This window comes from Clostridium sp. AF23-6LB (assembly GCF_003461085.1).
Lineage (GTDB): Bacteria > Bacillota > Clostridia > Lachnospirales > Lachnospiraceae > Coprococcus > Coprococcus ammoniilyticus.
The window spans coordinates 358,040-379,328 of the sequence record NZ_QTWK01000004.1; the positions used below are offsets into that span (position 1 = coordinate 358,040).

General features: G+C 42.2%; 19 protein-coding genes. 6 read left to right on the forward strand and 13 right to left on the reverse strand.

Translation table 11 applies throughout. The features are described 5' to 3' along the window. Positions 1–229: 229 nt before the first annotated feature. Together nrdG and dut are read left to right on the forward strand one after the other, a co-directional pair. On the forward strand, positions 230–766 hold the full coding sequence (gene nrdG / locus DWY07_RS11280) for an anaerobic ribonucleoside-triphosphate reductase activating protein (protein ID WP_044944584.1): 537 nt from the start codon (positions 230–232) through the stop codon (positions 764–766). After that, positions 766–1,212 (forward strand): dUTP diphosphatase, encoded by a 447-nt coding sequence (dut, locus tag DWY07_RS11285; RefSeq protein WP_117823189.1) that lies wholly within the window; start codon positions 766–768, stop codon positions 1,210–1,212. The genes nrdG and dut overlap by 1 nt, the downstream gene beginning before the upstream one ends. Before the next feature lie 58 nt (positions 1,213–1,270). Here dut and DWY07_RS11290 read toward each other — a convergent pair whose 3' ends face one another. The 8 genes from DWY07_RS11290 to DWY07_RS11325 form a co-directional block, all read right to left on the reverse strand. After that, on the reverse strand, positions 1,271–2,311 hold the full coding sequence (locus DWY07_RS11290; protein ID WP_242997348.1) for a peptidyl-prolyl cis-trans isomerase: 1,041 nt from the start codon (positions 2,309–2,311) through the stop codon (positions 1,271–1,273). Between the two features lie 88 nt (positions 2,312–2,399). Beyond that, the gene (mfd, locus tag DWY07_RS11295) at positions 2,400–5,924 is read right to left on the reverse strand and encodes a transcription-repair coupling factor (RefSeq protein WP_117823193.1); all 3,525 of its coding nucleotides are present in this window, start codon (positions 5,922–5,924) and stop codon (positions 2,400–2,402) included. Between the two features lie 135 nt (positions 5,925–6,059). Then, a complete protein-coding gene (pth, locus tag DWY07_RS11300; protein ID WP_117823195.1) occupies positions 6,060–6,617 on the reverse strand; it encodes an aminoacyl-tRNA hydrolase in 558 nt (185 codons plus the stop codon). Between the two features lies 1 nt (position 6,618). After that, positions 6,619–7,377, reverse strand: coding sequence for a sugar phosphate nucleotidyltransferase (locus tag DWY07_RS11305; RefSeq protein ID WP_117823197.1), 759 nt, complete (start codon positions 7,375–7,377; stop codon positions 6,619–6,621). Positions 7,378–7,585: 208 nt separating this feature from the next. After that, positions 7,586–8,005, reverse strand: coding sequence for a hypothetical protein (locus tag DWY07_RS11310; protein WP_008400198.1), 420 nt, complete (start codon positions 8,003–8,005; stop codon positions 7,586–7,588). 102 nt (positions 8,006–8,107) lie between these two features. After that, positions 8,108–8,368, reverse strand: coding sequence for a septation regulator SpoVG (gene spoVG / locus DWY07_RS11315; protein WP_008400199.1), 261 nt, complete (start codon positions 8,366–8,368; stop codon positions 8,108–8,110). Between the two features lie 29 nt (positions 8,369–8,397). Next, a complete protein-coding gene (gene glgD / locus DWY07_RS11320; RefSeq protein WP_117823199.1) occupies positions 8,398–9,522 on the reverse strand; it encodes a glucose-1-phosphate adenylyltransferase subunit GlgD in 1,125 nt (374 codons plus the stop codon). A gap of 2 nt (positions 9,523–9,524) precedes the next feature. Continuing rightward, positions 9,525–10,793 (reverse strand): glucose-1-phosphate adenylyltransferase, encoded by a 1,269-nt coding sequence (locus DWY07_RS11325; protein WP_117823201.1) that lies wholly within the window; start codon positions 10,791–10,793, stop codon positions 9,525–9,527. 356 nt (positions 10,794–11,149) lie between these two features. Between DWY07_RS11325 and DWY07_RS11330 the strand changes: the two genes are divergently transcribed. Further along, positions 11,150–12,760 carry an asparaginase gene (locus DWY07_RS11330; protein WP_117823206.1) on the forward strand — a complete coding sequence of 537 codons (1,611 nt, stop codon included), beginning with the start codon at positions 11,150–11,152 and terminating at the stop codon, positions 12,758–12,760. Between the two features lie 409 nt (positions 12,761–13,169). Here the strand turns inward: DWY07_RS11330 and DWY07_RS11335 are convergent, their stop codons facing one another. After that, entirely contained in the window at positions 13,170–13,565 is a 396-nt protein-coding gene (locus DWY07_RS11335) for a transcriptional repressor (RefSeq protein ID WP_117823208.1), read from the reverse strand. 243 nt (positions 13,566–13,808) lie between these two features. Here DWY07_RS11335 and DWY07_RS11340 point away from each other — a divergent pair, with 243 nt between their 5' ends. The 3 genes from DWY07_RS11340 to DWY07_RS11350 are packed head-to-tail and all read left to right on the forward strand — an operon-like array spanning position 13,809 to position 15,668. Next, a complete protein-coding gene (locus DWY07_RS11340) occupies positions 13,809–14,165 on the forward strand; it encodes a GntR family transcriptional regulator (RefSeq protein ID WP_117808646.1) in 357 nt (118 codons plus the stop codon). A gap of 27 nt (positions 14,166–14,192) precedes the next feature. Then, positions 14,193–14,879: an ABC transporter ATP-binding protein gene (locus tag DWY07_RS11345; protein WP_117823210.1), complete on the forward strand. Its 687-nt coding sequence runs from the start codon at positions 14,193–14,195 to the stop codon at positions 14,877–14,879. Positions 14,880–14,897: 18 nt separating this feature from the next. Further along, a complete protein-coding gene (locus DWY07_RS11350) occupies positions 14,898–15,668 on the forward strand; it encodes an ABC transporter permease (RefSeq protein WP_117823212.1) in 771 nt (256 codons plus the stop codon). Between the two features lie 239 nt (positions 15,669–15,907). Here DWY07_RS11350 and DWY07_RS11355 read toward each other — a convergent pair whose 3' ends face one another. The 4 genes from DWY07_RS11355 to DWY07_RS11370 all read right to left on the reverse strand — a co-directional run bounded on the left by DWY07_RS11355 (position 15,908) and on the right by DWY07_RS11370 (position 21,275). After that, entirely contained in the window at positions 15,908–16,918 is a 1,011-nt protein-coding gene (locus DWY07_RS11355) for an alpha/beta fold hydrolase (protein ID WP_117808649.1), read from the reverse strand. A 41-nt stretch (positions 16,919–16,959) separates the two neighbouring features. After that, on the reverse strand, positions 16,960–17,418 hold the full coding sequence (locus DWY07_RS11360; protein WP_117785369.1) for an Lrp/AsnC family transcriptional regulator: 459 nt from the start codon (positions 17,416–17,418) through the stop codon (positions 16,960–16,962). A 245-nt stretch (positions 17,419–17,663) separates the two neighbouring features. Next, complete coding sequence (locus DWY07_RS11365; RefSeq protein WP_117823213.1) at positions 17,664–18,920, reverse strand: Glu/Leu/Phe/Val dehydrogenase; 1,257 nt, start codon at positions 18,918–18,920, stop codon at positions 17,664–17,666. Between the two features lie 207 nt (positions 18,921–19,127). Continuing rightward, positions 19,128–21,275, reverse strand: a complete 2,148-nt coding sequence (locus DWY07_RS11370) for a superfamily I DNA and RNA helicase (protein WP_117823252.1) — start codon at positions 21,273–21,275, stop codon at positions 19,128–19,130. Positions 21,276–21,289 lie beyond the last annotated feature (14 nt).

A 21,289-nucleotide genomic window follows, 5' to 3' on the forward strand; every position in this document is an offset into this window, starting at 1 on the left:
ACAGATAAAGACATATACCACATACGATCAGAATATACCGGAATTTTTATAAAAACACTTGCTATATTGAAAAAATTGGTTTATATTAAAGCTATGCATAAAGTATTTACTTGTATGAACAGTTTACATCCGATTTTTAACTAAGTGCATTAATAATTTCAATTTGTATGGTCTGCATGTCGTAGAGGGCAATGCGGGCCATACTTTTTGTATGGGAGAAATAATAATTATGAATTATATGGATATCAAACGGTGTGATATCGCAAACGGAACCGGAGTTCGAACCTCTCTGTTCGTATCCGGCTGCACACACCACTGTAAAGGTTGTTTTAATCAGGATACCTGGGATTTCAACGCAGGTAAGCCTTTTACGCAAAAAGAGATCGATACGATCATTGAACTCTGTAAGCCGGATCATATTGTAGGTCTTACTTTGCTTGGTGGCGAGCCATTGGAATTCGTCAACCAGCAGGGTCTGCTTCCACTTCTGGAACAGTTCAAATCTACTTACCCGGATAAAACGATCTGGTGCTATACCGGCTACGATTTTGAAAAAGACGTTCTGGACAAGATGTATTATCAGTGGGATTTCACTCACAAATTCCTGTCCTATCTGGATGTTTTAGTCGATGGTGAATTTGTTGAAGAGAAAAAAGTTCTGGATCTGCGATTCAGAGGTTCCACAAATCAGAGAATATTAGATGTTCCAAAATCACTGACTGCCAAGAAAGCAGTCTTATGGGACGAGAAAGGAAGGTACTTCTAATGGCCACATTTGATATTAACATTAAGAAACTGAATGAACATGCGACGATTCCTTCTTATGGTTCTGAATTTGCTGCCGGAGCAGATCTGTATGCCTGCATGGATGAGCCTGTAACGATCGCTGCCGGAGAAACCCAGTTCATCCACACCGGACTGGCTATCGAGATTCCGGCCGGCTATGCCGGACTGGTCTATGCAAGAAGCGGTCTTGCTTGCAAACGTGGTCTTGCACCTGCCAATAAAGTAGGCGTTATCGACGCTGATTACCGTGGAGAGATCATGGTAGCACTCCACAATCACTCTAATGTTGATCAGACAATCGAAAGTGGCGAACGTATTGCTCAGCTTGTTATCACTCCATACATTACCGGCTGTTTCCATACTGTAGATGAATTATCCGATACCGTACGCGGTGAAGGGGGATTTGGCTCAACAGGAAGAAAATAAACAGACGAAAAAATGTCCATGGCACGAAATGTACCATGGACATTTTTATTCTATCCCATTAACTAAACGTGATCATACTATACACATCGGTATTTACACTCTTGGAATAAGTGTAATCTTTATCAATCTTTGATACCCAGTTCGTTAAAAGATTATTAAAATAGGCATCATTTGCCTCTTTTGTCAACTCCGCTTTATTCGCAGCGGTTGCTTTCTCATCTGTCAGATATGTCATCTGAAAGATATGATAGCCATTCTCAGTCTCGATAACCGGGGAAATATCTCCATCCTGCATATCATATAAAGTATCCAGCACCTCTTGTCCATAGTTTTCCAGAATCTGATCCTTACTCATCGTATGGCTTCCGGCATATCGCAGGTTGTTTGTGTGGCCAAGGAAAGTAATATTCAGATTCGGATTGTCCGATAACTGCTGTTTGATCGAGGTGTATGCATCATCCGCTTTTTGTTTTTGTTCTGCGATCTTATCCTTACTGTACACTACGATATTCCCAAAATCATCCTCATAATAACATTCAAAGAACATATCGTAAAATGTCGTCATTCTTGCCTGCTCATCGGATACCTCGGCAGAGGAATCGCTCATGACATGATCGTAAATCTTCTTCGCCAGTGCATTCTCCTGAAGAACACGGGATGGTGTATCTGCCTCCATGCCGGTTTCCTTCAACTGCTCATCAGTCAGACTGTTATAGAAATCTTCCGCTTCCTGTTCTGCCTGTGCCTGTTCTTCCGCCGTCAGGCTGATCTTATATTCATCTGCCTGTGCGATCAATGCCTTAGTCTGGACAATGTTGGAGATTACTTCACGCCTTGCCATTTCCTCGACATCCATCTCGATGCCACCATCCGTCTCGATCGTTTTGCCCCAGATGTCGCTGCCGTATTCCTTTTCGTACTCATCAATGGTCGTCTGTGCATATATATACACCTCATCCAGATAAATGTTGTCATTTCCGAATTTGAATACGATATATTTTCCTGTATTATCCTGACTCTCTTCTCCGCATGCCGCAAGTGTAAGTAACATCACACATGCACAGATCAAAGAAACAGCCTTTAGAATTCTGCGTTTCATCCACCAAACCTCCTGTTCTTCCAACTCACCGATTTCGGTGTCTGCATCACCCTGCAAACATTACAGATTTCGGTATGCTGATCATCCTTTATTCTTCTGCAAGCTCCGCGATATCGGCTACAACTGCTCTCGCCTGCTTCCAAATCTCTTTCTCTGTAATCGTCTTCATCTTAAGCACAAAAGACGGGCTGTTGCCGATCACAAATTTCATGCTTCCTCTATATTTATCTAATAACGAATCAATCTTTGCTGTGTCGATCTTCGCCTGTTTAAACATCGAAAACCGCAGCTCTGCACCCGCCAGCATAATGCTGGTTATATAGGCACGATTTGCCTTTGCCTTTAATAAAGATACATCAAGCAGGTTCAGAACCTCTGTCGGCATCTCTCCGAATCTGTCATTTAATTCGTCAATAATATCGTCATAGTCATCATCCGATGCGATATGGGATATCCGCTTATACAGATCCAGCTTGATAAATTCATTCTTGACATATTCAGCCGGTATATAAGCATCCACCGGAAGCTGTACGGTTGTCTCAAACCGTTCTTCAACCTTCTCGCCCATCTCCTGACGGATCGCATCATTTAACATCTTGCAGTACAGATCATAACCAACTGCTTCCATATGACCGGACTGATCCTCTCCTAAGATATTTCCCGCGCCACGGATCTCCAGATCCTTCATGGACACCTTGATTCCGGAACCAAGATCGGTAAATTCCCGAATTGCTTTCAGTCTCTTTTCCGCAGTTTCTTTAATAAGTTTATCCCGACGGTACATCAGAAATGCATATGCATTCCGATCTGAACGACCGACACGGCCGCGGAGCTGATACAACTGGGATAAGCCAAATGTATCTGCATCATGAATGATCATGGTATTTGCATTCGGAATATCCAGGCCTGTCTCGATGATCGTCGTAGTAACCAGCACATCAATCTCATGATTGATAAACCGGTACATAATGTCCTCCAGCTGTCGTTCATGCATCTGGCCATGCGCATACTCAACGACTGCATCCGGTACAAGGGATGCGATCTCCGATGTGACCATCTCTATATTATTTACCCGGTTATATACATAATATACCTGACCATCCCGCGCCAGCTCACGCTTGATCGCTTCTTTGACAAGTTCGGGATCAAGCTCCATGACATAGGTCTGGATCGCCCGTCTGTCAACCGGTGCTTCTTCCAGAACACTCATATCCCGGATACCGATCAGGCTCATATGAAGTGTACGAGGAATAGGAGTCGCTGTCAAGGTCAGGACGTCTACATTTGTCTTCATCTGTTTGATTTTTTCTTTATGTGTTACACCAAACCGCTGCTCCTCGTCTATGATCAGCAGACCAAGCTGCTTAAATGCCACATCCTTGGACAACAGCCGATGTGTTCCGATCACGATATCCACCTTTCCGGCCTTCAAATCGGCGATTGTCTCCCGTACCTCCTTCGGTGTACAGAAACGGCATAACAGCCGGATCTCGACCGGGAATTCCTTCATACGTTCTTTGAATGTATTATAATGCTGCTGTGCAAGGATCGTAGTAGGCACAAGATATGCAACCTGTCTGCCATCGTATACTGCCTTAAATGCCGCACGAATCGCAACCTCTGTCTTACCAAATCCCACATCACCACAGATCAGACGATCCATGATCTTGCTGCTCTCCATGTCTGCCTTCGTCTCTGCGATTGCTTTCTTCTGATCATCCGTTTCCTCGTACGGGAACATTTCCTCAAATTCCTGCTGCCAGATCGTATCTTTCGAATAGCAGAAGCCCTGTGATGCCTGTCGTTTCGCATACAGGTTAACCAGCTCTTTCGCGATCGTTGCAACATGACCTTTCACCCGGCTTCTGGTCTTCTCCCAGTCCTTGCTGCCAAGCTTGTTGATCTTCGGTCGTCTGCCCTCTTTATCACTGTATTTCTGGATACAGTCTACCTCAGAAGCCAGTACATAGAGCTTTCCGCCCTCTGCATAATTGATCGTTACATAATCCTTCAAGACACCATCCACTTCAACCTTCTCGATACCGCCATAGATACCAACTCCATAGCGTTCATGGATCACGCAGTCTCCCACACTGATATCGGAGAAATCTTTGATCACTTCACCGGAATACCGTGGCTTCTGATTCTTCTTTTTCTTCGTACTGCTCCGTGCAGTAAAGACGTCGCCTTCATTTATCACAACCAGCTTCAGCTCCGGGAACTCAAATCCTGCCCGAAGTCTTCCTGTCGTAACCATTACCTCTTTCTCGGAAAGAACGCGGTCGGTATCCTCCGAATAGAAGCATGCCACATCATGGCCGGTCAGATTTTCAACCATCCGTTTGGCTCTGGTCGTCGATGGTGAGATAAATACGATTCGATAATTCTTCTCTCTCCATTTTCCGATATCCGCAATTAACGCTTCAAAATTATTTCTGTAGGAATTAACCACACGGCTGTCGTAAGTTACATCATGCCGGATCGTAAAATACCGATCCTCATGATACAGAATAGAAAATGCGAGCGTCTGAAATGCCTGCATTTTCTGCACGATTGCCGGATAGGTAAATAAAATATTCATCATACCCGGAAGGATATAGCCACCCTCCAGGCGGCTCTCCATACTCTCAAGGAAGGTCGCCATATAGTTATCCGCATAATCTGATATCCTCGAGGTCTCATCTAATAAAACAACTGTATTTTTTGTATGAAAGCAGTCTAACAGTGATACGGTCTTACTGTAGAAATACTCTACATAACTGTCGACTCCTGCCATTCCATGGAACTCCGTCAACTGCTCTTTGATCTCTCCGATCTGCTTCTTTAAGCGGGCAGCTTCCTCTGTCTTGAACTCTTTCCGCAGCTTCTCATAATATGGTTTGAATTCCTGCTCCAGCTTACGGATACCCTGCGCCGTCCTGCGATCAGACAACACCATCTCGCTTGCTGGATAGATCTGGATCTCCTGCACCTGTTCGATCGACCGCTGGCTTTCCACATCAAAGCTTCGGATGGTATCGACCTCCGTATCCCACATATCGATACGATATGGACATTCCTCTGTCAGAGGAAAAATATCAATGATACCACCACGCACAGCAAACTGTCCGACACCATCTACACTGTCTGCCTTTTCATACCCCAGTTCCACCAGGCGCTTCTTAAGCGCCTCGACGTCCAGTTCTTCTGCCTCACGGATCGTCACCACATTTTTCTTAATATAGGACAGATCCGGCATCCTATCAAATAACGCATCTACCGTCAGAATGATCGTACAGGCTTCTCCCTCGATCAGTCGTCTGAAAATATCCATCCGCCGTCTGGTGATAGAATTTCCATGGATATCTGAGCTGTAAAATAAAATATCCTTCGACGGATACATATACACCGCTTTATCATAGAAACGGAAGTCCTCATATAACTGTTCCATTCTCTGTTCGCTGTAGGTTACGACCAGCCTTACATGTGCATCGGATGAAAATGCATGCATCAGATACACCCGGTCTGTTCCGTCATTTCCGGATATATTGACGATGCCATCCTGCTCTTTTAACCAGTCCTTTATCTGTATATAATTTTCGGTATGTTTTACAGGCTCATTGATTGCCTTCATATCGACGCCAAATGCCAGGCTGATACAGCCTGGCTCCCTTTCTTTTTTATTTTCTGATTATTTATACCTGTCTGACCATATGCATGGCTACACCCTGTATACGACCTGTTCCGATCAACACATTTGGTCTTTCGGTTAATTATATTTATTCATTGCTGCTGACGCACTGTCTTTTAAGATCAATGCGATCGCATCACAGGCATTATCACAGCCTGCCTTGATCTCCGGAAGTTCATCTTTTCCGAATCTGGATAATACATAATCTGCAAGATCCATACGATCCGGTTTCTTTCCGATTCCGACACGGACACGGACAAATTCCTGTGTTCCCAGATGCGAAATGATATTCTTCATTCCATTATGTCCACCGGCACTTCCCTTTTCACGGATTCTAAGCTTGCCGACTGCCAGATCGATATCATCATAAGCAACGATCACATCGGATGGATCGCATTTGTAATAATCAACCAGCTCCCGGACACTTTCTCCACTCAGATTCATAAATGTCTGTGGCATTGCAAGGATCACTTTCTCTCCTTCTATCATGCCCCTGCCATAGATCGCTTTATGCTTCTTTTCACTCAATTCTATATTATATTTATCTGCAAGTCCTACAATTACGGAAAATCCTACATTATGTCTGGTTCCCGCATATTTGGTTCCCGGATTTCCAAGTCCTACTATCAGTTTCATCTTATCTTGACCTCATTATCTCTTCTGCTTCTGCAAGCTGTTCCAGTGTATTAACACCCTTGATCTGATCTGCATCCTCCATGGCTGCCGCATCGACCGGAAGTCCCATTTTCTTGATGATCTCAATGGTATCCGGCAGATAATATTCACCCTGTGCATTATCATTTGTAATCTGTGAAAGTGCTGCCAGTAATGCATCACATTTGAAAATATACATACCGGAATTTACTTCTCTAACCGCCTGTTCTTCCTCGGTTGCATCCTTCTGTTCTACGATCTTTGATAAGCCTTTCTCATCACGGATAATTCTTCCGTATCCAAATGGATCTGAAAGCATCGCTGAGATAACCGTAACACCATTTCCTGCTGCAACATGCTTCTTGATCGCCTGCTCTAATGTCTTACCGGTTACAAGTGGTGTATCTCCGCAAAGGACAACAACATCGCCCTCTGTGCCGATAAAATCAGAAGCACACTTGACCGCATGACCGGTTCCAAGCTGTTCGGTCTGTAGTGCATAGCTTACTACATCCTGCATTTCTTCTGTCTTATCAAGCTTCGCATAAGTATCTTTAATACTTTTTTCTACTTCTTCTGCCTTGTATCCAACGATCACGCAGACTTTATCACATCCGGCAGCTCTTGCCGCTTCTATCGAATAGTATACCATCGGCTTACCAAGCACCTCGTGCACAACCTTTGGCTTTTCAGATTTCATTCTTGTTCCCTTGCCTGCTGCAAGGATGATTGCTTTCAGCATAATTACCTCCAAATAAAATATGAGATTACCACAGCTAATTTTACTTTATCCCTATTTCATTTTCAACCATATGGTGGAAATATTTCGTACATTCATCAAATTCTTCCTTACCACATGATAAACATTTCATAAATATAATCTCCTCTCAAATTAAATGAACAACTTATTTATTGAATTTCGTCTCACAACCACTTTATTAATCGACACTTTAATCACAATTCATTTTCTGAAAAGGAACAGATATCCCCATCATCGCACCAGCTAAAATCATTATGCTGGCATAAATCTCATTCAAATTAAAACATACCATAATCATAGCCAAAATAACAAAAATGGAGCAAATCCCCAGTTGAAGATTCTTTATTTTTCCTTTTTTATCCTTTTTTAACTTAACTGTTAAAAATCCTACATCCAATAAAATATAGAGAATAAAGTCTACAATGAATAAAGCAATGTTTAAATCTTTTTCATAACAAATCGCTAAAATAATATTATACAATCCCAAAGCCACAGAACATACTTTGGTTAATTTAGCGTTCCAAATCACATTTGGAATCTTCCATTTGAAAGTAGACCAAACAATCAAAAAACAACCCGAAAACAATATCATTACTCTATTTATTTCCATAAACCTTCTCTCCCCTTGTTATAGATCTTTACCATATATAAATACCAATACTAACACTAAAGCCAGCCACTGCATCTACAGTGGCTGGCTCCGTTTCACGTCTTAAGCTTCCAGTGATTCCTGATATTTCTCAAGTATCATCCGCTGCAGACGTTCTCTTGTCTCAGTATTGATTGGATGTGCGATATCTCTGTACTCACCATCTGCTGCTTTCCGGCTAGGCATCGCAATAAACAATCCCTTATCACCCTGGATCACTTTGATATCATGAACTACAAATTCATTATCAATTGTGATCGAAACGACGGCTTTCATCTTACCTTCTTTTTCAACACCCCTGACTCTGATATCGGTCACCTGCATCGTGTGTACCCCCTTGTCTTTCTTATCTGCTACAATGCGTATCTGAAATTCTTCTCCACGATAACCTTGATGTCACCCGGGCTACCCTGATGAACTGTATTTGCACGGATCGTATCTCTACTTTCTACAATACAGTTTTCAATTACACAATTATCCCCAATGTGTACATCGTTCAGAATAATAGAATTTCTGATCACACAGTTGTTGCCAATGTATACCTTCTTAAATAATACTGAATTTTCTACAGTACCATTTATGATACATCCACTTGCTACCAGGCTGTTATTCACAACCGCTTCCCCATTATACTTTGCCGGTGGAAGATCCTCCACCTTGGAGTAGATGTCAGGATGCTGCTTGAAGAAATAGTTTCTTACATCTCTGTTCAGGAAATCCATGTTTGTCTTATAGTAAGACTCCTTGGTTCCGATGTTTCTCCAGTAAGTATCCATCTTATATCCATAAATCTTCTTTACATTCTTATATCTTACAAGAATATCTCTTACAAAATCAGTTCTGCCTTCATTTGCACAGGTTTCCAGTAATTCGATGAGCTGTCTTCTTCTGATCACATAGATACCGGTTGAGATCGTGTTGTTGCCTGCAACCAGTGGCTTCTCCTCGAAATCTACGATACGGTTGTCCGCATCCATCTGTACTACACCGAAACGGTTCACATCATCTTCTCCCGGTTCGAGATCCTTACATACAACTGTAATATCTGCGCCCTTGCTGATGTGTTCTTCCAGAACCTTACCATAATCCAGCTTGTAGATACCATCACCGGATGCAATAACTACATATGGTTCATGACTTTCCTTCAGGAAATTAATGTTCTGATAAAGTGCATCTGCTGTACCTTTATACCAGTAGCTGTTCTCTGATGTAATGGTTGGTGTGAATATATAGAGACCACCCTGTTTTCTTCCGAAATCCCACCATTTGCTGGAATTCAGATGTTCGTTCAGAGATCTGGTATTGTACTGTGTAAATACCGCTACCTTCTGGATATGGGAATTTGTCATATTCGAAAGGGCAAAATCAATAGCTCTGTAACCGCCAGTAATAGGCATCGCTGCAACAGCTCTCTTTGCTGATAATTCGCCCATCTTGTTGCTATTACCACCTGCTAAAATTATACCTAATGCTCTCATCTCTATTCACCTGCCTTTATAATACTTCCGCCACTCTTTAAGTTGCCATCCGGATAATCTTCCGGAGTAGTCACACCAGATATAGCAGTATTCTTACCGATTGTTACACCATCAGGAACAACTGAGTTCTCTCCGATCGTAACAAGTCCAAATGAATAAATCTGTGGCTTGAATTCGTTGACAGCTTCTTCTCCGATTCCAAGCTTAGCATCCTTACCAATCTTAACATTCTCTGCGATGATAGCCTTGTCCATATATGCATTCTCACCGATCGTTGCGTTATTCATAATGATCGAATTACGGATGACTGCACCCTTTTCGATCGTAACGCCGGAACCGATAACGGAATTCTCAACATCGCCGTATACCTCTGTTCCTTCACCGATGATACATCTGCTTACTCTGCCGCTTGCATCTATGTACTGTGGTGGGATCGCATCTGTCTTGGTGTAGATCTTCCAGAACTCCTCATACAGATTGAATTCAGGAACAATATCTACTAACTCCATATTTGCTTCCCAGTAAGAACCAAGTGTTCCTACATCCTTCCAGTAACCCTTGAAGTCGTATGCACAGATCTTCTTGCCATTTGAATGGCAGTATGGAATGATGTGCTTACCAAAGTCACATTCCGGCTGATCCTTCATCTTTACAAGTGCCTCACGAAGCACCTTCCAACTGAATATATATATACCCATAGATGCTTTGTTACTTCTAGGATTTGCAGGTTTCTCCTCAAATTCTGAAATAACATTGTTCTCATCTGTAATTACAACACCAAATCTGCTAGCCTCTTCCCATGGTACCTGATATGTAGCAAGTGTAATATCAGCATCACAGGATTTGTGATATTCCAGCATGTTTTCATAGTCCATCTTGTAGATATGATCACCGGATAATATCAGAACATATTCAGGATTATAATAATCTATAAACTCCAGGTTCTGATAAATAGCATTTGCAGTACCTGTATACCATTCGCTGTTATCACTTTTCTCGTATGGCGGAAGAACTGTCACGCCTCCTATGTTACGATCCAGATCCCAAGGGATACCGATTCCAATATGCTGGTTAAGCCTCAGTGGTCTGTACTGTGTAAGAACACCTACTGTATCAACACCTGAATTAATACAGTTGCTTAATGGGAAATCGATAATTTTGTATTTGCCGCCAAAAGCTACAGCCGGCTTAGCCAGATTAGAGGTCAGAACACCTAAACGGCTTCCCTGTCCTCCTGCAAGAAGCATGGCTATCATTTCTTTTTTAATCATAATGTCACCCCTTCGTGCGTATTAATATAAATGCATTATACCACTGTTTTTGTAATAAGCAAAGTTTTTTATTGCATTTTCACAATAAAAGTTGAAAGAATATAGAAATTTTAAACATTTTTACAAAACAAGCACATATTTTGCATGAATTTTCCATGTATCTTTTAACAATTTTTACTGGTTATTTTTGATTAAAAAAATTTCTTTCCTATATTCTCCGGGTAGAAATGGTTTTCTACTTGTGATAAACTCTACTTAATTATTTTACCGATATACTTTCAGGCTGTTACACAGATTTTGACCTGTCATAATCCCACAAATGCCTGAGTATACGAAGATGAAAGGAAGAAGAACTTATGGCTGAAATTTTAGTAAAAGAATACCGTGGCGATGTTGTTGAAAATGTACATTATGGATCTATTGCTATTGTTTCATCAACCGGCGAAACAATTGCTTATACCGGTGATATTGAGCGCCAGACTTATATGCGTTCCGCAAGCAAACCGATCCAGGTGCTTCCTACCCTGCTTGCAGGTCTTCATAAAAAATATAACCTGAGCGAGGAAGAAGTAACGATCTGTAATTCCTCTCACTGGGGCAGTAATCATCACATCTATGTACTTCAGAGCATCATGGAAAAAACGGGCTTAAAAGAAGAAGATATGATCATGAATCCAACGATCTCCACATCTGCAACACCGCTTGCGGACAAGCTTGCACTTGGTTCCAAGCTGAATCCTGTAGAGGGCAAGAGCCGTTTGCAGCACTGCTGCTCCGGCAAGCACTTAAGCCTTATGATGCTGCAGCGTGAACTGACAGGAAAAGTCACCGGCTACCAGCTTCCGGACTCTCCTGTCCAGAAGCAGATCATTTCATTCTTATCCATGCTAAGCCAGACTCCGACTTACCGGATCAGTCTGGGAATCGACGGCTGTGGTGTTCCGGTATTTGCACTTCCAATGCGTAATATCGCACTTGCTTATGCAAAACTTGCAGATCCGTTCAACCTGCCGGATGATATACGGGAAGCAATCACCTATAACTTCGACTGTATTAACAAGAATCCTGAAAAGATCAACGATTACTTTACACCATCTTACTATGTAAATAAGAACCCGGATCTTCTTATGAAGGACGGTTCCAGAGGTGTGATCTGTATGGCGATCCGAAGCCGGAAGCTCGGTATCGTGATCAAGCTCGAAGATGGCTGGAGCGACGAATATCAGGGAATCATTGTTGCTCGTATTTTGGAGCAGCTTCAGTATGATGATAAAGAACTGATCGAACAGCTTAAGAAAACGTATAACACAAAGATTTATAACGACTGCAAGGATGAGGTCGGACATGCCGAAGCAGATTTTGATATCCATATCGAACAGTCCTATTTCGATGAATTATTCGGAAATGCAGAACCGGAAGAAGACGATTCGGATGAATCTGATGCAGGCACTGCAGACGAAAGCGCTGATTCCGAAGATTCCGATATTGATTCTTCAATCGAATACGAAGACATGGAAGAACTTGAAGATGATGAAGATACCAACGAAACCGATAAATCGTCCGGTCAAAAAAACAGCTTTGAAAGCTCCGACTTTATAAGCACTCTTTTGAATATGCGCGGCAAAAAAGCCCGGTCAAATTCCGAGCATAAGCCTGTCACAGATCATAATGACATGGATGAACCGGAAGACATCGACGAGGGGCCCGAAGCAGATGAGGATATGGAAGATGAGGAACAGCTCCCTGCAGAAGAACGTGCCAGACGCCGTGCAATCCGTGACCGCAGATCCATTCTTGGTCAGAATGTTGTCCTGCCATCATCAAACCAGACTTTCATCCAGAATCCAATGACCGATCCGATGCGTCCTGTAAAATCTGCCAAGGTGATTTCCACCATCCAGAATAATGACGCTGAGTTTGAGGTTTTCGACAGGGAAGACAATGAAGATAACAAAGAGCAGGAATAACACCATGCTTTATAACACTATCAGGATTTATATAAGATTGCATAAAATATAGCATACACATACAGCAACACCCATATGGTTGTTCCATTATAACATGACATATACGAGGATTTCGTTGTGAGCTGCACATTGTCGAATTCGAGTAAGCTACACTAACCTCAAACTACGCTAACGCTTGTTTTCGCTAAGTGTACTTACATGGCACGCACTAACCTCAGACTTCGCGCTAACGCTCGTCTTCACTAAGTGCTCCGCTCAGTTGGCACAGGAGTATTTACGAATCAGACATGTGCTGCGAACAGAAACCGCAGTAAGTCATTTATAGTGGAATAACCATATGGGTGTTGCTGTATGTGTATGCTATATTGAAATCTTATATAAAACCTGAACAACCCATCAAAGCATGGTGTTATTCCTGCTCGTTCTGACATTCAGGGCAGATGCCGACATATTCAAGATTGTGGGATGAAATGATAAAGTCCTCATCCGCCAGTCTGCCCCGCTCATCGATCTCAGGATCATATGGCACATGGCTGTCGAAGATTCTTCCGCATTTAGTACAGATAATATGATAATGCGGAACCGGATTGCCATCAAAATGTTCATTCTTATCAAATGAGAATACATTCATGATAATGCCGTCATCAACCGCATCCGCCAATACTCTGTATACAGTCGATGCACCTATATTATAACCTCTCTCCACCAGGATCTGATGAAGCTGCTGAGCAGTCGGATGACTTTTCAATTCTTTTATAACCGAATATATAACCTGTTTTTGTTTTGTGTTTCTTTTCTCTGCCATACCCATTCACTCCAATGATTTATTCCGATCTTACTTTTGATAAGTTTATACTAACACATATTTTGTCAGGTTTGAATACCTTTTTAAGAATTATTCTCATTAATTTCAACCTTTATCCGGCAATTCACCTGTAAATGGAAGTTTTTGCCGGCAAATTAATATTTATAAATTTATTTTTTATGCTTGACATCCCAAGTGTATTGGTGTACTATCCAACTAGCACAGTAGTTAGGAGGGAAGCATTTGGAATTTAAATCAAACCTGCCGATCTACCTTCAGGTCATCGATGATATAAAAAAGAAGATTATTACAGGTACCCTGCCACTTGGTACCAAGCTCCCATCATCCAGAGAGCTTGCCATCCAATATGACATCAACCCAAACACCGCGGCCCGGGTTTATAACGAGATGGAATCTCTCGGACTGTCATATACGAAACGTGGAATTGGTACATTTGTAACAGAAGATCCTCAGGTAATTGATCGGCTGAAACAGGAACAGTTAAAGCAGATCCTTACAGTTCTGGATGAACAGCTCACCGGCATGGGATATACGCCGGAAGAGATCATCCGATTATTGCAGGACTACTATTCCCTGTAAAAACAAGTATTGAAAGGAATGAATACTATGATTAAATGTGAACACTTAGTAAAAAAGTATATGAGTACGACCGCTGTTTCGGACCTGTCACTGGATATCATATCCGGTAACATTTATGCTCTACTCGGTCCAAACGGAAGCGGTAAATCCACCCTTATGAAAATGATCGCCGGGCTTTCAAAACCGTCCTCCGGTACGATCACAATGGATAACCGTCCACTGGATTACAGAGCAAAGGCGCATATCGCATATATGCCTACAGAAGCCTATTTCTTCGGTTATATGAACTGCATCGATGTCGGAAAATATTACCGTGATTTCTTCGCTGATTTTGATTATGACAAATACATGCGACTGTTACAGGAAATGGATCTGTCGCCAAAGCAAAAAGTGCGTGAGATGTCATCCGGTATGATGGCAAAGCTGAAGATCGTTGCAACACTTTCAAGGAATTCGGAAGTTATTATGTTAGACGAACCGTTAAACGGCATCGATATCATTGCCCGCGAGAAGATCATTCATACAATCGTGTCTAATATCTCAGACGACACTGCCGTTATCATGTCAAGCCATCTGGTGGATGAACTGGAAAAGATCATTGATCATGCCATCTTCATCAAAAACGGAACCTGTGTATTACAGGGTAATGCAGAAGAACTTCGTATCGCACAGGGCAAATCCATTGTTGATATGTATAAAGAAATCTACGCATAAACTGGGAGGTATTCAATTATGTTAAAAATGTTAAAATATGAATTTCGCCGTGGAATCTTTCCACTTCTGATCGTAGGGATCGTCATAGCTGCCATTGAGCTTTACTTTCTCATTGGTACGTTAACCGAACATGCAGATCACTCTGTTATTGCTGTTTCCCTGCTTATTCTCGCGGCTTTCTGCTGTTACCTGTTTGTATTGATCTACGGCATAATCAGTTACAGCCAGGATCTGAAAAACAAATCAGGATATCTGGTCTTTATGGCTCCTATATCCAGCTATAAAGTAATCGGCGCCAAACTGTTATCCATCCTGCTGACAGGTGCAATAATCGTTGCTGTTATATTTGGATTACTGACCTTAGATCTCAGCCTGGCATACTCCACATATGACTCCATTGATACTTTTTATGATTTTCTAAGTAATATTCTTGAAATGGGGGGATATTCCCTGGGCGGCGTTATCTTAAGATTACTGGCATTTATCCTTGTATTTCTGATCCAGTTCTTTATGACGATCACACTTGCCTACCTTGCGGTATCGGTATGCTCCACCATTCTTCAGACAAAGAAGATTAAAGGTTTTATCAGTTTCATACTGTTCATCGTCTTCTATGTGATCCTGTCTGTAATTGCTTCTAAGATTCCCCATCTGTCCAATCCCGGACCGGATGCAACATTTATGGAAGCCATGTATGCCATGATCCCACAGATCGCACTCTACTTCGTAGTAATGGTGGCAAGCTATATCGGAAGCTCCGTGCTCCTCGAAAAGAAGATCAGCTTGTAAATATACTCAGCACGAACGAACAGGCAGCAACCCTCAACCGGGGCATTCTCAAACACGCATGACTACCTTCATTTCAACTTCGATTCGATCTGCATGCTGCGCCGGACACGATACATTCGTTGTGTCCTTTGCAGCAGCATCGAATCGTTGAAACTCAGTCGTTCATGCTATGGTTTGAAAATGCCCCGGTTGAGGGTTACCACCTGTTCTGTTTTTATTACTAAAATGTGTTTCCGCCCCTACACCCCTATGGTGTGCAGGTCGATCCAGTTATAGATATCGTAATATGCCTGAATGTTGTTGATCTCGTTTATGACTTCGTGACGCGCATCCTTGTACAGGATGCATTTGACATCATCTGTGATATATCTGCTGTATTTGTTGTATAAAAGCTTCACGTCCAGGCCATAGTGTCCGACCGGATCTTTGCTTCCTGATATGAATAATACCGGCATATTCTTTGGCACATTTGCCAGATTATCCTCATCCTGAATAAATTCCAGTGTTTTGAATAACGTCTTGTAGCCCTTTACCGTAAAAGTATAGTCATACATCGGATCTGCCATATATTTGTCAACCTGAACATAGTCTCTGCTCAGCCAGTCTTTCACGGTACGCTTCCGCTTCTCACCGTTCATGATCGTCATTCTGGGAATACCGAAAAGGTAAGTACCAAATGCAAGCACCTGCAACAATTTGCTTCTATGCTTCTCACCACGGAGCATACTCTCCACTCCGGCTACCGCCTCTCCGATCTTCAGCATACACTTCGGATGTCCGCCCGTTCCCATACAGATAAAACCATCTATGCTGGCATTTTTCTGCAGCTTTGCAGGGTACTTTGGATCTTTTGCATATTCGCACATATATCTTCTTGCAATAAATGATCCCATGCTGTGTCCCATAAGAAAATACGGAAGATTCGGATATGCCCGTTTTACGCATCTGGTCACACGATGAACATCTGCTGCCATCGTCTTACTTGCATCATAAGCATACATATAACCCATCTCGGATTTATTTCTGGCTGTTAGGCCATGCCCCAGATGATCATTTCCACATACCAGAATTCCTCTGGCAGCCATAAATCTTGCAAAATGATCATAACGCTCCATGTCCTCTATCATACCATGAGAGATCTGAAGCACCGCCTTGATCTCACCCTGTGGAATCCAGACGATGACATGTAATTTATCTCTTCCGTTGGATGATGGAATATATGTCTCTTTTTTCTTTACGTTCTGTTTCATAAGCAACCTCCCATTGTTAGTATCCGCTTTCGAAAAAAAATTTATGTATTCGGCTCCTGATTTTCTTCCTTCCAGTAGATATTTCTGTGTTCTACAGAGGTCGAGAATGCGATCAAAGTCTTTGTTTTTCCAAATCTCTGCAATTCACCGATAAACAGATCCAGTGCCATCGTTGTCTCAAAGATAACCTCGATCAGCATGGAATAGTCACCGGTCACACAATTACATTCCACAACATTTTTGCAGTTCTTGATAAATGGATAAAAATCCTGTTTGTCGTTCGGCTCTACCTCTAAATTAATAAATGCTTTTGTATAATATCCCAGTGCGATCGGATTGATCTGTACCTGAAAGCCCTCGATCACCCCTGCTTCCTTTAACCGCTCTATTCTTGTAGATACTGCTGTTGATGACAGAAAAACACATTCCGCAATATCCTTTAAAGACATACGAGCATCCTTCTCTAACAGTTCCAGAATCTTCTGATCTACCTCATCCAGACAGTAAGCTGTCTCTTTTACTTCATGCATAGTTTTACTCTCCATTTTCTTATACATCTCATCTGCCAAATACCTTTATTTATATAGAAACTTTGGTATAGAAAAAGGACATCCTTCATCTGAGAAGGACATCCCTTTCATATTTCTGATATCAATGTACTTCTATCTATCCTGTCTGTATTTTACTACTAATAACAGGATAAATCCAGCACTAAAAATACCATGTAGTATTGCATCTATATATTTTACGGGAATATACCCTTGATCTCTTCCGTATGGATCAATCGTTTTAAAGCAATGATATAGGCTGCCATCCGCAAAGTACAATGACTCTTTTTGCTCTCCTCCACGATTTCTCCAAATGCTTTCGTCATGATCGTTTCAAGCATCTCATTTACCTGCGGTTTTTCCCATGTCATTTCCTGAATGTTCTGTACCCATTCAAAATAAGAAACAATAACACCGCCGCTGTTTGCAAAAATATCCGGCACAAGCCTGATACCTCTTTCTGCAAGGATCGGATCTGCATCTGCTGCCGTCGGTCCATTTGCACCCTCAACAATATAAGAACATTTTAATTTCTCCGCAACCTCTTTTGTAATCTGATTTTCAAGCGCTGCGGGAACCAACACATCACAATCACAGGTAAGAATATCTGTATTCGAAATATGGGTAACACCATCTTCCCGATAGTCTGCAAGCAGACCACCGGCTTCTACATAAGCTGTTACCTTATCTGCATCCAATCCGGTCTCTTTATAGATTCCACCCGACACATCACTGATCGCTACAACAACCGCACCTCTATGTCCAAATATTCTGGCTGTATTGCCGCCAACATTACCGCATCCCTGAATTGCAACCTTAGTACCCTCTAACGCCTTGCCATCTTCTGCAAGAAGGAGCTTGGTGCTGATCACAACTCCACGTCCGGTTGCCGATGGTCTTCCCTTGGAACCGCCAAGTTCCAGCGGTTTTCCTGTCACGACTCCGGGACAAGGTTTTCCCTTTAACTGGCTGTATGTATCTAACACCCATGTCATAATCTGTGCATTTGTATTTACATCAGGAGCAGGTATATCGGTATCTGCTCCGATGATCGGCTCGATCGCATAGGTATATCTTCTCGTCAATGCACACAATTCCCGTCTGGAAAGTGTAGCCGGATCTACTTTGATACCACCCTTCGCTCCTCCAAATGGTATATTTGCCACTGCACATTTTAATGACATCCATGTTGCAAGTGCTTTGACTTCATTCAGTGATACGTTCTTGTGATAACGTATACCTCCTTTGAACGGTCCTCTGATATTTGAATGCTGGACTCTGTATCCTTCAAATACCTTAACACTTCCGTCATCCATCTCCACAGGAAGGTAAACCTTAGTCTCACGCTGTGGATTTTTGATGATCTCAAACATCCTCTTGTCAATTCCACCAATGTTCATGGCTTCTTCCATCACTGCTACCACATTCTCATACGGGTCGTACTGTCTGCTCATCTTCGTATCTCCTCGTTTAACAAATATTTTATTGTCACGAGTTATCCGGTGTTACCTGTAAGGGATAAACCTTTTGACAAGAGGCATTCTAGTTCTCCTGCATTTATACGTCAATATCTCAAGTCAAAGACCATCCAAAATGATATTTTCAAGTATTTTATCTTAATAATGTATATTTATAGCAGTTCAAACTTGAAATAATCAAGTTTAATTTGTAACATTGATCACATATAACTGGTGCAGTGCTCTTGTACAGGAAATGTAAAATGCGTGCCGGCTGATCCGGTTTTCCATCACATCCTGTTCATTGATAACAAATACTGCATCGAATTCCATACCCTTTGCAAGAAACTTCGGAAGAACAACCACACCGCCATTATAGACGGTCGACTGGTTCGTAAGATATGTCACCTGCTCATATTCTTCCAGTTCTTTATACATGGCAAATGCACGTTCTTCATCATCACAGAGAATTGCCACATTATCAAAATCATCCAGTTCTCCATAATCAAGCTTCTCTGCGATAAATCCGGCAGCGTCCTCTATGCTCTCTGCCTGCTCCGTCACCGGCTCCATGCCATGGCGGTTGAGTGGATGGGCTTCCCCCTCGTCTGACGCCCGGTCTGCTTCCAGAATCCTGTTACAGAATTCTGTGATCTCACAGGTTGAACGATATGCAGTATCCAGAGTCTTGATCTGGCAGCCGCCTGTTCCTCCATGCGGCACAAATACCGTCTGCAATACATCCAGCACCGTTTCCTCCGGATTATAATAAAGCACCTGCAGGCTGTCTCCCAGTATCGTCTTTTTACATTTAAAGATACGATCCAGTACTGCATACTGGAATATGTTGTAATCCTGCATCTCATCAATCACGAGATGCTTGATATTGTCATAGGACTTGCATCCATAGAAATAAATCTGCAGATAAAAGACTGCCAGAATATCTTCATAGCATACCTTTCCATATTCATTCCGGTATTGTTCGATGCCCGGATGCTGTTCAGCCTGACTGTTAAGAAAGTCCTGATATAATTCGATCAGGTTGCGCTCCGCATACTGATAGATCATCTCTTTTGTGATCTGGTTCTCCATCTTCTGATGCTTCTCATCCGTAAATGCCTGATCCTGTTCATCCTCTACCCGGTCTGCTATAAAATATGCGATCTTCTCAAAACGTTCATAGACCGGATATCTGGCAAAACGATTATAGAACATCTTCTCGATCTGGTCCTTTGTAAATACTGTTTTCTCAAAATGGAAATCTTTAAACTTAATATTTGCCGTATACTCTTCCAGATATTTGTTAAATGCCTGATAGAACGCTATCGATGATTTCCATGCAATATTCTTCATCTCCGGACTTTCCATATCGGGATGTGTCGTGATCCGGTCTGCCTGTTCCAGCTTTGTCTCATAATCACAGTCCACAAACAGGATTTCCTCCATCAGAGAATCAAATTCCTTCTCCGGTACATTATCCTCGCCGACCTCCGGCAGCACACCGGCAATATAATCGCCAAAGATTCCATTTGGCGACAGGATCATAACATTGTCTGCAGACATCGTCTTACGATTGTTGAATAACAGCCACGCCAGTCTGTGCATCGCAACTACTGTCTTACCACTTCCTGCCCGTCCATCCACAATAAGATTATAAGCTGTCTTATTACGGATCAATGCATTCTGTTCTTTCTGGATCGTTGCAACTACGGATTTCATCTTCGTGCCGCTGTTCTTTCCCAGTGCATCAAGCAGGATCATATCATTGATCTTCTCATCGGTATCGACTGCATTATGCAGTCTTCCATTACTGATATCAAATTGCTTCTTCTCTACGATCTTTCCAAAATATTCTTTATCGGGTGCCTGATAGGATGCCTCGCCCTTCTCATAATCATAATACATCGATGCGATCGGAGCACGCCAGTCATAGACCTTCTGATCCTGTTCTTCCATCGACCAGTAGCCGTTTGTTCCGATATAGACCGGAAGAACCTGTCCATCCTCCTGATACTCAAATGCAATCTTTCCAAAATACGGACTCTCGATCTGGTGCGCCAGTACATCTACCTGCTTTGCCGCATGTTCGATAAAAAATGTATCGTTATTTACATTGTTCATGTTCTGCAGGAATTCCTCGTCGTCCATATCTCCATGGCTGTCACGCATATATTTCTTCTGCGCTTTGATCGCCTGATTCCGATAGTCGATGCTCTCCTGTGTGGTCTGAAGATCACACTGCAGCTCATTTTCTACTTCTTCAAAATATTCCTGTTCTTCTTCCAGCGTTGTCTCTCTATATGTTTCCTGAACCTGTTTCTTGTCCATTTTCTTTCCTTTCAAAACAGACACCATCCAAAATCAAA

What these genes read in the sequence shown, in the direction of transcription:
- nrdG (WP_044944584.1), top strand. Translation starts at nt 230, where the DNA reads ATGAATTATATGGATATCAAACGGTGTGATATCGCAAACGGAACCGGA.
- dut (WP_117823189.1), top strand. Translation starts at nt 766, where the DNA reads ATGGCCACATTTGATATTAACATTAAGAAACTGAATGAACATGCGACG.
- DWY07_RS11290 (WP_242997348.1), bottom strand. Translation starts at nt 2,311, where the DNA reads ATGAAACGCAGAATTCTAAAGGCTGTTTCTTTGATCTGTGCATGTGTG.
- mfd (WP_117823193.1), bottom strand. Translation starts at nt 5,924, where the DNA reads ATGAAGGCAATCAATGAGCCTGTAAAACATACCGAAAATTATATACAG.
- pth (WP_117823195.1), bottom strand. Translation starts at nt 6,617, where the DNA reads ATGAAACTGATAGTAGGACTTGGAAATCCGGGAACCAAATATGCGGGA.
- DWY07_RS11305 (WP_117823197.1), bottom strand. Translation starts at nt 7,377, where the DNA reads ATGCTGAAAGCAATCATCCTTGCAGCAGGCAAGGGAACAAGAATGAAA.
- DWY07_RS11310 (WP_008400198.1), bottom strand. Translation starts at nt 8,005, where the DNA reads ATGGAAATAAATAGAGTAATGATATTGTTTTCGGGTTGTTTTTTGATT.
- spoVG (WP_008400199.1), bottom strand. Translation starts at nt 8,368, where the DNA reads ATGCAGGTGACCGATATCAGAGTCAGGGGTGTTGAAAAAGAAGGTAAG.
- glgD (WP_117823199.1), bottom strand. Translation starts at nt 9,522, where the DNA reads ATGAGAGCATTAGGTATAATTTTAGCAGGTGGTAATAGCAACAAGATG.
- DWY07_RS11325 (WP_117823201.1), bottom strand. Translation starts at nt 10,793, where the DNA reads ATGATTAAAAAAGAAATGATAGCCATGCTTCTTGCAGGAGGACAGGGA.
- DWY07_RS11330 (WP_117823206.1), top strand. Translation starts at nt 11,150, where the DNA reads ATGGCTGAAATTTTAGTAAAAGAATACCGTGGCGATGTTGTTGAAAAT.
- DWY07_RS11335 (WP_117823208.1), bottom strand. Translation starts at nt 13,565, where the DNA reads ATGGCAGAGAAAAGAAACACAAAACAAAAACAGGTTATATATTCGGTT.
- DWY07_RS11345 (WP_117823210.1), top strand. Translation starts at nt 14,193, where the DNA reads ATGATTAAATGTGAACACTTAGTAAAAAAGTATATGAGTACGACCGCT.
- DWY07_RS11350 (WP_117823212.1), top strand. Translation starts at nt 14,898, where the DNA reads ATGTTAAAAATGTTAAAATATGAATTTCGCCGTGGAATCTTTCCACTT.
- DWY07_RS11355 (WP_117808649.1), bottom strand. Translation starts at nt 16,918, where the DNA reads ATGAAACAGAACGTAAAGAAAAAAGAGACATATATTCCATCATCCAAC.
- DWY07_RS11365 (WP_117823213.1), bottom strand. Translation starts at nt 18,920, where the DNA reads ATGAGCAGACAGTACGACCCGTATGAGAATGTGGTAGCAGTGATGGAA.